The 12930-nt window shown below is 76.3% G+C and carries 11 protein-coding genes and 1 pseudogene; 5 read left to right on the forward strand and 7 right to left on the reverse strand.

Annotated elements, in window-relative coordinates:
• Nucleotides 1–126: 126 nt before the first annotated feature.
• Nucleotides 127–606, reverse strand: coding sequence for an Lrp/AsnC family transcriptional regulator (locus IE225_RS21600; protein ID WP_190059250.1), 480 nt, complete (start codon nt 604–606; stop codon nt 127–129).
• A gap of 347 nt (nt 607–953) precedes the next feature.
• Here IE225_RS21600 and IE225_RS21605 point away from each other — a divergent pair, with 347 nt between their 5' ends.
• Complete coding sequence (locus IE225_RS21605; protein ID WP_190059404.1) at nt 954–2507, forward strand: FUSC family protein; 1554 nt, start codon at nt 954–956, stop codon at nt 2505–2507.
• Between the two features lie 82 nt (nt 2508–2589).
• On the forward strand, nt 2590–3630 hold the full coding sequence (locus IE225_RS21610; protein ID WP_190059251.1) for a lactonase family protein: 1041 nt from the start codon (nt 2590–2592) through the stop codon (nt 3628–3630).
• 123 nt (nt 3631–3753) lie between these two features.
• On the opposite strand, the gene IE225_RS21615 is transcribed toward IE225_RS21610, so the two are convergent.
• The 4 genes from IE225_RS21615 to IE225_RS21630 all read right to left on the reverse strand — a co-directional run bounded on the left by IE225_RS21615 (nt 3754) and on the right by IE225_RS21630 (nt 7960).
• Nucleotides 3754–4677, reverse strand: a complete 924-nt coding sequence (locus IE225_RS21615) for a sirohydrochlorin chelatase (RefSeq protein ID WP_190059252.1) — start codon at nt 4675–4677, stop codon at nt 3754–3756.
• 190 nt (nt 4678–4867) lie between these two features.
• Complete coding sequence (locus tag IE225_RS21620; protein ID WP_229879890.1) at nt 4868–5833, reverse strand: N-acetylglucosamine kinase; 966 nt, start codon at nt 5831–5833, stop codon at nt 4868–4870.
• Between the two features lie 98 nt (nt 5834–5931).
• Nucleotides 5932–6609, reverse strand: coding sequence for a uracil-DNA glycosylase (locus IE225_RS21625; protein ID WP_190059254.1), 678 nt, complete (start codon nt 6607–6609; stop codon nt 5932–5934).
• Nucleotides 6610–6865: 256 nt separating this feature from the next.
• Nucleotides 6866–7960, reverse strand: coding sequence for a WD40/YVTN/BNR-like repeat-containing protein (locus IE225_RS21630; protein ID WP_229879878.1), 1095 nt, complete (start codon nt 7958–7960; stop codon nt 6866–6868).
• A 284-nt stretch (nt 7961–8244) separates the two neighbouring features.
• Here IE225_RS21630 and IE225_RS21635 point away from each other — a divergent pair, with 284 nt between their 5' ends.
• Complete coding sequence (locus tag IE225_RS21635) at nt 8245–8826, forward strand: Rv1733c family protein (protein ID WP_190059256.1); 582 nt, start codon at nt 8245–8247, stop codon at nt 8824–8826.
• A 219-nt stretch (nt 8827–9045) separates the two neighbouring features.
• On the opposite strand, the gene IE225_RS21640 is transcribed toward IE225_RS21635, so the two are convergent.
• Nucleotides 9046–10710 (reverse strand): acyl-CoA dehydrogenase family protein, encoded by a 1665-nt coding sequence (locus tag IE225_RS21640; RefSeq protein WP_190059257.1) that lies wholly within the window; start codon nt 10708–10710, stop codon nt 9046–9048.
• A 73-nt stretch (nt 10711–10783) separates the two neighbouring features.
• Between IE225_RS21640 and IE225_RS21645 the strand changes: the two genes are divergently transcribed.
• Nucleotides 10784–11548, forward strand: a complete 765-nt coding sequence (locus IE225_RS21645; protein ID WP_190059258.1) for a PaaX family transcriptional regulator C-terminal domain-containing protein — start codon at nt 10784–10786, stop codon at nt 11546–11548.
• Nucleotides 11549–11628: 80 nt separating this feature from the next.
• Here IE225_RS21645 and IE225_RS21650 read toward each other — a convergent pair.
• Nucleotides 11629–12100: pseudogene (locus tag IE225_RS21650) on the reverse strand (pectate lyase); the annotation flags it as partial.
• A gap of 331 nt (nt 12101–12431) precedes the next feature.
• Here IE225_RS21650 and IE225_RS33360 point away from each other — a divergent pair.
• Nucleotides 12432–12920, forward strand: a complete 489-nt coding sequence (locus tag IE225_RS33360) for a hypothetical protein (protein ID WP_229879880.1) — start codon at nt 12432–12434, stop codon at nt 12918–12920.
• Nucleotides 12921–12930: the final 10 nt, after the last annotated feature.

Genomic DNA, 12930 nt, shown 5'->3' on the forward strand with positions numbered 1-12930 from the left:
ATCGTCGCCGCCCGGCACGGCGGCAGCGGCACACCGCTGACCGGCGGCACCGCACCCATCCACACCCCACACCACCCGGCCCTGTCCCACGTGTCGTAGCGGACGGCGGGGCCGGGCCGCTCCGGCTCAGCCGCGCGCGGCCTCGCGTCCGACCGACTCCACCAGGGGCAGCAGGCGGTGGGGGACCCGCTCGCGCAGGGCCACCTCGGTGCGGGTGCGGACCACTCCGGGCAGGCTGATCAGCTTCTGGATGACGTCCTCCAGGTGCGCGTTGTCCCGGGCCACGACCCGGGTGAGCAGGTCGCCGCCGCCCGTGATGGAGAACGCCTCCACGATCTCCGGCACCCCGGCCAGCGCGTCGCCGACCTCGTCCAGGTGCCCCTGGGTGACCTCGATGTGGACGAAGGCCAGCACCGGGTGGCCGAGCGCGGCGGGGGAGAGGACCGGCCCGGTGCCGGTGATCACGCCCTCCCGCTCCAGCCGGTCCAGGCGGGCCTGCAGCGTGCCGCGGGCGATGCCGAGGATGCGGGCGTACTCGCGCACGCTGGTGCGCGGCTGCTCCAGCAGCAGCCGCAGGATGCGGGTGTCGAGTTCGTCCACGGCCATGGTGCGCCGCCTCCTCGCACAGTAGTGATCATGAACGACTGTACCAATGGCTCATCCGAACGCATCCGTGCTGGGCCGGGCGAGGTGGTCCGTTGGCCCGTCGCCAGGGCCGGAAAAACCGGTGCCGTTGAGCCAATGGCACAGTGGAGCGGGCGAGACTTGAGCCAGTGACGGAAAAGATGCTGTCATGGGTGCATCGATGGCGCTGCGAAGACCGCGGCGCCTTTTTCATGCCGTGTTCGCACCGGTCCGCGCCGGTCCGCACCGACGATTTCACGCCATGAGCGGACCGGCGGACCGAGGACCTCCGAAGGGTGGGAGAGAGTGCTGAGGAAGGGGAGAGAGTGCTGCTGAAGAGGATGTTCACGGCTCCGGACCCGGGGCGGACCCGCCTCCGGTTCGCCGCCCGCGCCGTCCTCGGCATCGGCCTCGCGGTCGTCGTCTGCGGCCTGGCCGGGCACTCCCTCACGGGCGCCGTCACCGGCGGGCTCGCCGCGCTGCTCGCCCTGTTCACCGTCGCGGACGCCACCGTGCGCGGGCAGGCGGTCACCACGGCCCTGCTGCCTGCCGCCGGCCTGCCCGTGCTGACCGTCGCCACCGGGCTGCACACCCATCCGGTCGCCCGCGACCTGGCGTTCCTCGCCGTGGTCGGCGCGGGGGTGTACGCGCGCCGCTGGGGGCCGCGCGGGCACAGCCTCGGCGTGTTCGCGTTCATGATGTTCTTCGTCGCCCAGTTCCTGCAGGCCACGCCCGGGCACCTGCCCGAGCTGTACGCCGCCGTCCTGCTGTCCGTGCTCTCCGCCGCCGCGGTGCGGTTCGGGCTGTGGTGCTACGAACGGCGCCTCCCGCCGCCCGCCGCGCCCGCCCCGCCCGGCGGCACCGGCCTGGCCCGGGTGACCACCCGGCAGGCCGTCCAGGCCACCGCCGGTGCCGCCTTCGCGCTCGGCGTCGGCCACCTGGTGTCCGGGCAGCGCTGGTACTGGGCCGTCGGCGCCACCTGGTGGGTCTTCGTCAACACCACCTCCCGCGGCGAGGTCCTGGTGCGCGGCTTCCGCCGGGTCCTGGGCACCGCGCTCGGCATCGGCCTCGGCCTCGCCGTCGCCGTCCCGCTGCACGGCGCCCCCGTCCCCACCGCCGTCCTGCTCGCCGCCTGCGTCTTCGGGATCTTCTACACCGCCGCCGTGTCCTACACGTGGATGATGCTCTGCGTGACGCTCCTCGCCGAGCTGCTCTACGGCCTCCTCGGCGTCCTCCACCCCGGCCTGCTCGCGCTGCGGCTCGCGGAGACCGGCGTCGGCGCGCTCGGCGCCGCCCTCGCCGCGCTGCTCGTACTGCCCGTCACCACCCACGCCGTCACCGACGCCTGGATCCGGCGAGCCCTGCGCTGCGCGCACGCCTGCGCCGCCGAGGCCGCCGCCCGCCTGGCCGGTGACGTCCGGGCCGACCCGGCGCCCCGCGCCGCCGAACTGGAACAGCTGCTGCCCCGGGTCCGCCTCTCCGTCGCCCCGCTCGTGCACCCGCTCAACCCGCTGCGCGGCCGCGGGCGGCGCGCCCGCCGGGTGCTCGCCCTGCTCGACACGTGCGCCGACGAGATCCGCGGCCTCGTCGCCGCGGCCGCCGACCCCGGGGCCTGCCGCGACGACCGCCCGGCCGCCGGCCCCGAGGCCTCCCCCGATGGCGGCCCGGCCGCCGCCTGCCGGCGCCTCCGGGCCGCCGTCGAGGAGCTCACCGCACTGGTCGGCGACGTCCCGCCCGCCGACGGCACCGCCGCCGCGCCCCGGCCGACCGGCGAATCCGCCCCCGCCCACCCGCACGGCCACCCGCACGACCTGGAGCGGGCGCCGGCGGACCCGGCCGACCCCTCGCGCGCCCCCGCCCGGTCGCCGCTGGTGCGCGCCTGAGCGAACCTCCGTTGTGGTCTGGACCACCGGGGGAGCGGGTGGATAGCGTCCCCACGACAGGTGATCCGGCGAGGGGGCGGCGATGGCGGACGGCGGGGCGCGGCAGCGGACGGCGTACATCGGATCGATCACGGGCGCCGGCGGCCCCGGCGTGCTCGCCGCCGCCGTGGACCCCGGCAGCGGCGCCCTGACCCCGCGGGGCGCCGCCGGCGGGGTGCCCGATCCGTCGTACCTGGCGCTGTCGCCCGACGGGCGGATGCTGTACGCCGTCAGCGAGACGGCCGACGGCGCGGTCGCCGCCTACCGGGTGGACGGCGGCGCGCCGCGGCTCACCGGGCCGCCGGTGCCGGTCGGCGGCGACGGCCCCACGCACCTGAGCGTGCACGCCGGGCACGTCCTGACCGCCAACTACGGCTCCGGCAGCGTCACCGCCGTCCCGCTGCGCCCGGACGGCACCCTGGCGTCCTCCCGCTCCGGCGTCCTGCTCCACGGCGGCTCCGGCCCGCACCCGGAGCGCCAGCGCGGGCCGCACGTCCACCAGGTGCTGCCCGACCCGAGCGGCCGCTGGCTGACCGGCGTCGACCTGGGCACGGACACCGTCCGCGTCTACACCCTCGCGCACGGCCGCCCCGCGCGGCACGCCGTCTGCCGGCTGCGCCCCGGCACCGGACCCCGCCACCTCGCCTTCCACCCCGGCGGCGGATACGCCTACGTCCTGCACGAACTCGCCCCCGTCGTCACCGTCTGCCGCTGGGACGCGGCCACCGGCTCGCTGCGCCCGCTGGGCGAGACGCCCGTCCTGCCGGACGCGCCCGCCAAAGACGCCTACCCGTCGGGCATCGCCGTGTCGCCCGACGGCCGGTTCGTGTGGACCGCGACCCGCGGCCCGGACACGCTGTCCGTGTTCGCCGTGGAGGTGGGCGGGCGGCGGCTGCGGCTCGCCGGGACGGAGCCCTGCGGCGGCCGGTGGCCGCGCGCGCTCACCGCCGCGCACGGCTTCCTGTACGTCGCCCACGAGCGCTCCGGGGACGTCACCTGGTTCACGCCCGACCCGGAGACGGGGCGGCCCCGCCGCCGCGGGGCGATCGCGGTGCCGGGGGCGTCGTGCGTGGTGGTCGGCTGACCGCCGTCCCCGGCCGCCGGCTGCCGTCCGCCGCGTCCGGGCGCGGGCCCGGCAGGACGAAGGGCCCGCCCCTGCGCGAGGGGCGGGCCCGTGACGTACGGATGGTGCGGAAGGGGCGCGCGGTCAGCGGACCGGCGTGCCCTGCGGCTGCTGCGGGGTGATGCCCAGCGCCGTCGTGTACTTGGCGAGCGCCAGCTTGCCGATCGCCGGGTAGGGGCCGAGCGGCTCGGACGCGGGGCAGCCGGCCTCCTCGGCCGCCGCCTGCAGCAGTTCGGCGCTGATCTCCGGACCGATCAGGTACGGCGCGAGCGCCAGCTGCTGCGACCCGGCCGAGCGCAGCTGCTCGGCCACCGAGCTGATGGAACCCTCCTGGTCCAGGGCGGCCGCCATGACCGGCACGGCGAGCCGGGCGGCGAGCAGCATGCCGGTGATCCCGGCCGCCTGCACGGCCTCCTCGCCGCCCACCGCGGCGAGCAGGATGCCGTCGGCGGCGGTGGTCACCGTGAACAGGCGGGCGCGGTCGGCGCGCGCGAGGCCCGCCTCGGACAGGCGCACGTGCAGCGCCTCGGCGAGCAGCGGATGCGGCCCGAGCACGTCGGTCAGCTCGGCGGCGACACGGCTGTCCATGACGGCCTGGCGCACCTGCCGCAGCAGCGCGCTGTCGGGGCCGGCGAGCAGCGGCACCACGACGCCGACGGGACCCTCGGGCTCCTTGGCCTCCACACCGGCGGCGACCGCCTGCTCGTAGCGGGCGGTGCGCTCCTGCGCGGCGTTGGCGAGCACGGACCGGAGCGAGGGGAACTCCTCGTCGTCCCCGTCGAGGAACCCGATGCGGGCGTCGAGGCCGGGCAGCTCGGAGCGCGCGATGCTCACGACCTCCTCGGCGAGGCTGCGCGTGGTGGCGCTGGGCGTACCCGGGACCGCGAGGACGAGCGCGGGCGCGCCTTCGGGAGCCACCAGCGGTTCGGGGCGGCGGTGCCGCCCGGGCTGGCGGGGGCGCGGCATTCGTACGGGCAGGCCGGACGCGGGCCCAGTGGGGGAGCTCATGGCGCTGCATGTTAGTGGCTTTTGAGGCTTGCCTGTTCGGGGAGGGTGCAGGTGAGCGGTATCCGTCCGGTTTTGTCTGAGGAGTTACGGGTATCGCGTCGCCCCGCGGATCACCGCGCCTGTCCTCCTTGGGTTGTTATGCACTTTCGTGGGTGCGGTGTCGCTTTCGCGGTCATGGAGTCCCCGCCGTTCACGTCGCCCCCGTTGTCTCCGTCGCTCCCGTCGTCCCAGCCGTTCCCGTCGTGACGACGTGCAGCATCCGCTCGTCGACCGGCAGGGAGAGGGCGCCGTCGGCCAGGTCGAGCGCGAGACATACGGCGCCGTGCAGCGGGTCGCCCTCGGCGGGCGTCCGCCGCGCGTGCGGCAGCCGGGCCGTCAACTCCTCCTCCAGCGGTTCGAGGAGCGGTGCGCCGAGGCGCAGCAGGCCGCCGGTGAGCGCGAGGCCCGGCGCGCCGCCGGCCGGGCAGGCGGCGGCCGCGGACTCGGCGATGTGCCGGGCCGCCGCCCGCAGGATGCCCGCGGCGACCGGGTCGGTGCCGGCGCACGCGGCCACCTGCGGCGCGAAGGAGGCGAGCACCGCGGCGCGGTCGGCGCGCGGGTAGATCCGGCCGGGCAGCTCGGGCAGCGGGCCGAACCGCTCGCGCGCGCACGCCATGAGCGGTGCGGAACCGCCGTCCCGCCCGTCGTGGGCGCGCAGCGCGGCCTCCAGCCCCGCCCGGCCGATCCAGGCGCCGCCGCCGCAGTCGCCGAGCAGGTGGCCCCAGCCGTCCGCGCGCCGCCAGCCGGCCAGGTCCGTGCCGACGGCGATGAGGCCCGTCCCCGCGGCGACGACGACACCGGGCCGCGGGCCGAGCGCACCGACGTACGCGGTGACGGCGTCCGCCGCGAGCGCCACCCGGCGCACGCCGAACTCCCGGGCCAGGGCCCGCGGCAGCTCGGCCCGCAGCGCGTCGCCCAGCGTGGCGAAGCCGGCCGCCCCGACGACGGCGGTCGCCAGCCCCGCCGGATGGGCCGCGCCCGTCAGTCCCCGCACCAGCGGCACCAGTTGTTCCATCAGGTGACCCGGGTCGATGCCCCGCGGCCCGGTCCGCACCGCCTCCCGCGACGCGGCGTGGACCGGCCGGTCGCGGCCCGGGAGAACCACGGCGACGCGCAGTCCCGAGCCCCCGGAGTCGACGGCGAGGCAGCCGCCGGCCGGGGCGGGGGGCGCCGCGGACGGCCCGGCCCGCTGCGGCCGCCCGGGTCTCCCCCCGGTCACGGCAGGCGCCAGTCCACCGGCTGTCCGCCCTGCTGGACCAGCAGGTCGTTGGCGCGGCTGAACGGGCGCGAGCCGAAGAAGCCGCGGTCGGCCGACATGGGGGAGGGGTGGGCGGACTCGATGCAGGGGTAACCGTCCAGCAGCGGGCGCAGGTTGCGCGCGTCACGGCCCCACAGGATCGCCACCAGCGGCTTGCCGCGCGCCGCCAGCGCCCGGATGGCCTGCTCGGTGACCTCCTCCCAGCCCTTGCCGCGGTGCGCGCCGGGGCGGCGCGGGGCCGTGGTGAGCGCCCTGTTGAGCAGCAGCACGCCCTGCCGGGTCCACGGGGTCAGATCCCCGTTGGAGGGCTGGGGCAGGCCCAGGTCGCTGCCGAGCTCCCGGAAGATGTTGATCAGGCTGCCGGGCAGCGGACGCACGTCGGGCGCGACCGAGAAGGACAGGCCCACGGCGTGCCCCGGCGTCGGGTACGGGTCCTGTCCGACGATCAGCACCCGTACGTCGTCGAAGGGTTGCTGGAAGGCCCGCAGGACGTTGGGCCCGGCCGGCAGGTAGGTGCGCCCCGCGGCGATCTCGGCGCGCAGGAAGTCGCCCATCGCGGCGATCCGGCCGGCCACGGGTTCCAGGGCCTTCGCCCAGCCCGGTTCGACGATTTCATGCAACGGTCGTGGTGCCACGGGCGTCACCCTACTGCCGTACGCGGTACGGCGATCAACCGGTGACCGGGAGCGGGCGGCGACGACCGGATCGGTGCGGCGCCGACCGGATCCGGCCGGGCGGCGACCGAGTGCCGCGCCTCCTCCCCTCCTGTCCCCCCTGCCTCCCTCGCCTCTCTTGTCTTCCCTGTCTTCCCCGCCTTCCCCGCCTTCCCTGTCCTTCCCGTCTCCGCCGTGTCTCCCGCGCGCCGTGGGCCACCCGCGGGCGCCGGTGCGCTCATCCGATCACCGCGGCCCGTACGCACAGCACGTCCGGCAGGTGGGACGCCACCTGCCGCCAGCTGTCGCCGTCGTCGCCGGAGGCGTACACCTCGCCGTTGCGGTTGCCGAAGTACACGCCCGCCGGGTCCGCGCCGTCCGTGCACAGCGCGTCGCGCAGCACCGTGCCGTAGTGGTCCTCCTGCGGCAGCCCCGCCGCCAGCGGCTCCCAGCTCCGGCCGGCGTCGGACGTGCGGAAGACGCGGCAGCGCCGGCCGGCCGGGACGCGGTCGGAGTCGGCGTTGATCGGGAAGACGTAGGCGGTGTCCCCGCGGTGCGGGTGCGCGGCCGCGGCGAAACCGAACGTGGAGGGCAGGCCGGCGCCGATGTCGGTCCAGTGCGCGCCCGCGTCGTCGCTGCGGTACACCCCCCAGTGGTTCTGCAGGTACAGCCGGTCCGGGTCGGCCGCGTCCTGGGCGACCTTGTGGACGCACTGGCCGAACTCCGGGTACGGGTCGGGCAGGAAGACGGCGGAGACGCCGGCGTTGGACGGGCTCCAGCTCGCGCCGCCGTCCGTGGTGCGGAACACCCCGGCCGTCGAGACGGCGACCGTGACCGCACGCGGGTCGCGCGGGTCGGTCACCACGGTGTGCAGGCCCTCGCCCCCACCGCCGGGCATCCACTTCGAACGCGTCGGGTGCTCCCACAGCGGGCGGACCAGCTCGAAGCTCTCGCCGCGGTCCACCGAGCGGTACAGCGCGGCCGGCTCCGTGCCCGCGTACACCACGTCCTCCTCCGCCGCGGCCGGGTGCAGCTGCCACACCCGCTCCAGCGAGGCGCCCGTGTCCTTGGGGAACCTGACGGCCGGCCGGGACGGCTCGGTCCAGGTGCGGCCCAGGTCGTCCGAGTGGAACACGGACGGTCCCCAGTGCGCGCTGTCCGCGCCCGCCAGCAGCCGCGGGACGGCACCGCGGGTGTCGATGGCGACCGAGTAGACGGCCTGGGCGGGGAAACAGGGACTCTCGTAGAACTCCCAGGGGTCCCGGGCGCTCCCGCGCCGGCGCCCGATGAACAGGCCTTTGCGCGTGCCCACGGCGAGCAGTACCTCGGTCATGCCGATCACCTCCGCGACGTCCTTGTCACAGCTGGTCCTCAGATGTCGGCCAGTTTGCACCCCACCACTGACAGTCACCTCCCGCAACGGCGTCACCGCAGGTCACGGCGGTGACGTCGGCGGCCGGGCGGCGGTGGCGAGGGAGGATTCCCCCAGCGCGGTGCGCGGACGGCGGGGCCCGTGCGACCGCCGAGCCGGCGACTCGCCCTGAGCAGTGGGGTCGCCTTCCCCGTATGGGAGGGCGGTCCGGGCATGTCCGTGTGCGCGTGAGGAGGCTGCCTTCGATGGCGTTCCGTGGTCCGAAGGTGTGGCTGTGGCGATGGCGGCGCAACCCGCTCAGGCGCCGCGCCGATGCGGTGGAGGCCTGGGTGCTGCTGGGTGCCTGGCTGCTCACCGTGCTCGCCGGGTTCCTCGCCGGGGTGGCGGCGTTCCGCTCCGTGGAGCACGAACTGGCCCGGGAACGCCACGAGTGGCGCCAGGTCGTGGCCCGCCTGACGGACCGGGCGCCCGGCACCGCCGCGAGCGTCCGGAACCCCGACGCCCCGCGGGTCTGGGCGCAGGTCCGCTGGAGGGGGCCCGACGGCTCCCCGCACACCGGCCAGGTGCGCGTCCGGCCCGGCAGCGCCGCCGGCACGCCGGTCACCCTGTGGACCGACGCCCACGGCCGGCTCGTCACCCGGCCCGCCACCGTCTCCGAGGCCCGCCTGCGGGCCCTCCTCGTCGGCGGCCTCGTCGGCGTCACCGCCGCCTCCCTGCCCTACGCCGCGGGCCGCTTCGCCCGCGTCCGGCTGGAACGCCGGCGCCTGCGGCGGTGGGACATGGAGTGGGCGCGTTTCGGACCGCTGTGGGGACGCAAGACGGGCTGACGGCGAGGAAGGCGCACCGATCGCCGGTCGCGCCCCGGCACCGACCGCCGGCACCGACCGCCGGCACCGACCGCCGGCGGCGCCCCGGCAGCGGTCCGCCGAGCGGGACCGCGCAGAGGACGCGCGGGAAACACGCGGCCGGCCCGGCCGAGTTCAGCCGCGCCGCCCGGCCGAGTTCAGCCGCGCCCGCGCCGTACGGCCCCGGACGACCCCGGCGCCTCAGTCCTCGCCCGGCAGCGCCCGCTCGAGGATCGCGTCCACGTCGGCCGCGTCCGGCAGGGTCCCGAACGCGTACCCCCAGTCGCCGCCGAGCCGCGTGGCGCAGAAGGCGTCGGCGACCGCCGGCGGGGCGTGCCGGACGAGGAGGGACGCCTGGAGGGTGAGGGCCATCAGCTCGACCAGGCGGCGGGCGAGCGCCGGGGAGGCCGTGGTCAGCCGCTCTTTCAGGCGGGTCACGGCCGCGTCGAGGCGGGCGTCGGCGCCCTCGGCGAGGGCGAGCTCGGCGAACAGGGCGTCCGCGGTGGCGGGCTCGCGGCTCAGGGCGCGCAGTACGTCGAGGGCGTTGACGTTGCCGGAGCCCTCCCAGAGGGACAGCAGCGGTGCCTCACGGTAGTGGCGGGGCATGCCCGACTCCTCGACGTAGCCGTTGCCGCCCAGGCACTCCAGGGCCTCCGCGGTGAAGGCGGGGCCCCGCTTGGTGACCCAGTACTTGCCGACCGCGGTGGCGATCCGCCGGAACGCCGCCTCACCCGCGTCCCCGCGCCCGGCCCGGTCGGCGGCCCCGGCCAGCCGCAGGGTGAGCGTCGTGGCGGCCTCCGACTCCAGCGCCAGGTCGGCCAGGACGTTGCGCATCAGCGGCTGGTCGGCGAGCGGGGCGCCGAAGGCGCGGCGGTGCCGTGCGTGGTGCCCGGCCTCGACCAGGGTCTTGCGTATGAGCGCCGCGGAGGCCATCACGCAGTCCAGGCGCGTGCAGTTGACCATCTCGATGATCGTCTTGACGCCCTGTCCCTCCGGGCCCACCAGCCAGGCCACGGTGCCGTCGAACTCGGGCTCGCAGGAGGCGTTGGAGCGGTTGCCCAGTTTGTCCTTCAGTCGCTGGATGCGGAAGGGGTTGCGGCTGCCGTCGGGCAGGACGCGGGGCACCAGGAAGCACGACAGCCCGCCGGGCGCCTGCGCCAGCACCAGGAACACGTCGCACATCGGCGCCGACGTGAACCACTTGTGCCCGCGCAGGGTGTACAGGCCGGCCTCGGCGGTGGGCGTCGCGGCCGTCGTGTTGGTGCGCACGTCCGAGCCGCCCTGCTTCTCGGTCATGCCCATGCCTGCCAGCAGGCCCCGCTTCTCCGTCGGGACGCGCAGCCCGGGTTCGTAGACCCGGCTGGTCAGCAGCGGCTCGTAGACGGCGGCCAGCTCCGGCCGGCGGCGCAGCACGGGGACGGCGGCGTACGTCATCGAGACGGGGCAGCCGTGCCCGGCCTCGGTGTGGTTCCACACCAGCCCTCCCGCGGTGCGCGCCACGTGGGCGCCGGGCCGGTCCTCCGCCCAGGGCGCCCCGGCCAGGCCCTCGGCGACCGCGACCCGCATCAGGTGGTGCCAGCTCGGGTGGAACTCGACCTCGTCGATCCGGTGGCCGTACCGGTCGTGCGTGCGCAGCTCGGGCGGGTACCGGTTGGCCAGCTCGCCCCACTCCTGCGCCTCCGCGCTGCCGGCCCGCCTGCCGAGCCGCCGGATGTCCTCCTCGGCCCACCCGGCGCCCTCCCGGCGCAGCCCCTCCAGCAGGGCCGCGTCGGCGGAGGCGTCGTACGGCGCGAGCGGCGGCGGCTGATTGGTGACGTCGTGCGTGGCGTACGGCTGCGGCTGCGCGGGCGCGAGGATCGAGGTCATGCCGACCATGTTGCACTCGTGCTGCGGTCGCAGCAATAGTGCAGCACCGTGGGTGCACGTACAGTACGTGGCCATGCGCAGGAACGTGTCACCGCCGCGGCCCGACGAAACGGGCCTGCGGCCGCTGTCGGCCCGCTCGGTCGTGCTGAGCCTGCTGCTCGGCGCGGATCCGCCCGAGCTGCCGGCGCGCGACCTCGCGCGCGTGGTGGAGCCGTTCGGCGTCGGCGGCTCCACGCTGCGGGCCGCGCTCAGCCGGATGACGGCCGCCGGCGATCTGCGCCGCACGGACACCGGCTACCGCATCGGCGACCGCCTGCTGGAGCGCCGACGCCGCCAGGACGACGCCGTACGACCCCGCACGCGCGCCTGGCACGGCGACTGGGAGCTGGTGGTGATCACGGCGACGGGCCGCGGCCCGGCCGAACGCGCCGAGCTGCGCGCCCGGTTGGCGGGCCTGCGCCTGGCCGAGTTGCGCGAGGGTGTCTGGCTGCGGCCGGCCAACCTCGTCCGGCCCCTGCCCAAGGAGCTGCGGGCGGTCGCCCAGACCGGCACCGCCCGCCTCGACCGCTCGGACGGCGAACTGGCCGGGCTGCTGTGGCCGTTGGACGCCTGGTCGGCCACCGCACGCGCCCTGCTCGCCCAGGTCGCGGCCGCGCGGGACCCGGCCGGCCGCCTCGCCGCCTACGCCGCGATCGTCCGCCACCTGCTCGCCGACCCGGTCCTGCCCCCCGAACTCCTGCCCGCCGACTGGCCGGGCGCCGCCCTGCGGACCGCGTACGCCGAGTACCGGGCCGAACTGACGCGCGCGGTACGGCGGCGGCCGTGCGAGGAGGCGTGAAGTCCCCTTCGTGCGGCCGCCGTTCACCCGACCGCCGTTCACCGCGTCCGGATCACCCGGCCGCCCGCAGGATCACTCGGTCACCTGTGGGTGATGCCGGACGACGAGTACGTGCAGTGGGTGCCGTCCGGGCCGCTGCCGTACGTGGTCGGCTCCGCGCCCGTGTTGTTCCCGATGTACTTCTGGCACGGGACGATCTTCTTGCCGGTGTCTCCGACGCTCGTGATCGCCTTCAGGGTCGCGCTGTCGCCGTAGATTGGTGTTGATGCCGACGAGCCGGCTGCCCTTGTAGGTCGCCTCCACGGTGTTGAGGTTGATGGTCCGCTTGTCCTGCGTCTTGCAGTTGCCGCAGGAGCGGACGAAGGTGCCGAAGTTCCGCACCGCGAAGTCGGAGACGTTCAGCGTGTCCGCGCCGTTGACCTGGAAGACCTTGTCGCCGGCCTCCTTCGCGCCGCCGCCGGTGACCGTGCAGACGTGGGGCGACGAGGAGCCCAGGAAGCTCGCCGCGTCCTCGCCGACGTCCTCCCACCACACGTTCCGCAGCGTGCAACTGTCCAGGGGGCCCCGGCGGCCGGTACGCACCTCGTGGGGTTCCGGTGACCGCTGTGACGGACGGGCCGGGAGGCGGCGCGGTCGGTCGGTCGGGCGGAGCGGCATCGTCGCGCGCCGCCGGCCGTCCCGAACCCCCGTCCGAACCCCCGTCCGAGGCCCCGGCGACCCGCGGCCCGGCCGGCTTGCGGCGCCCGGCCCGGCACCTCGCGCTCCCGGGCCGGCGAAGCGCGGCGCGACCTACCTGAACGCGTGCGAAAACGTCGGGATGACCTGCGCGGACACGGGAACCCGGAGATGCCCGTGAAGTGAGGTCACCAACGCGAGGTGTGTCATGGCTGAGCAGAAGTCGTCGACGGCCCGGCCGCAGGAACCGAGGAGCGTGCCGCAGCCGTTGCGCGGCACGGCCTCGGTGTTGCGGCGGGTGCCGGGCGCGGGCCTGGTGGGCAGGGCCGCCGAGGGAACCCTGGACAAGGTCGGCGCGGTGTCGCCGCGGGGACGCCGGATCGCCGTGTACGCCGGCGCCGGGCTGCTCGGCGCGGCGGGCGTGGTCGAGTGGCCGGTCGCACTGACCGGCGCGGCCGTCGCGTGGCTGACGCAGCCGCGGCCGGCCAAGGAGGGCGCGGAGGCCGCGGGGAAGGCGCCGGAGGAAGCCCCGGCGGCCCCGGCGGCGGGCGCCCTGGGTGACGGCGGGGCCGCACCGGGCGCCGATGAGACCTCGCGGAACGAGAACGAGCCGTCCGGAGAGGCATCCGAGGGCGGCGCGGGATCCTCCGCGAAGGCATCGAAGTCGTCGAAGGCGACAAAGGCGACAAAGGGCTGAGGGCAGGAGC

Source organism: Streptomyces echinoruber (assembly GCF_014651135.1).
In the GTDB taxonomy this organism is placed as follows: domain Bacteria; phylum Actinomycetota; class Actinomycetes; order Streptomycetales; family Streptomycetaceae; genus Streptomyces; species Streptomyces echinoruber.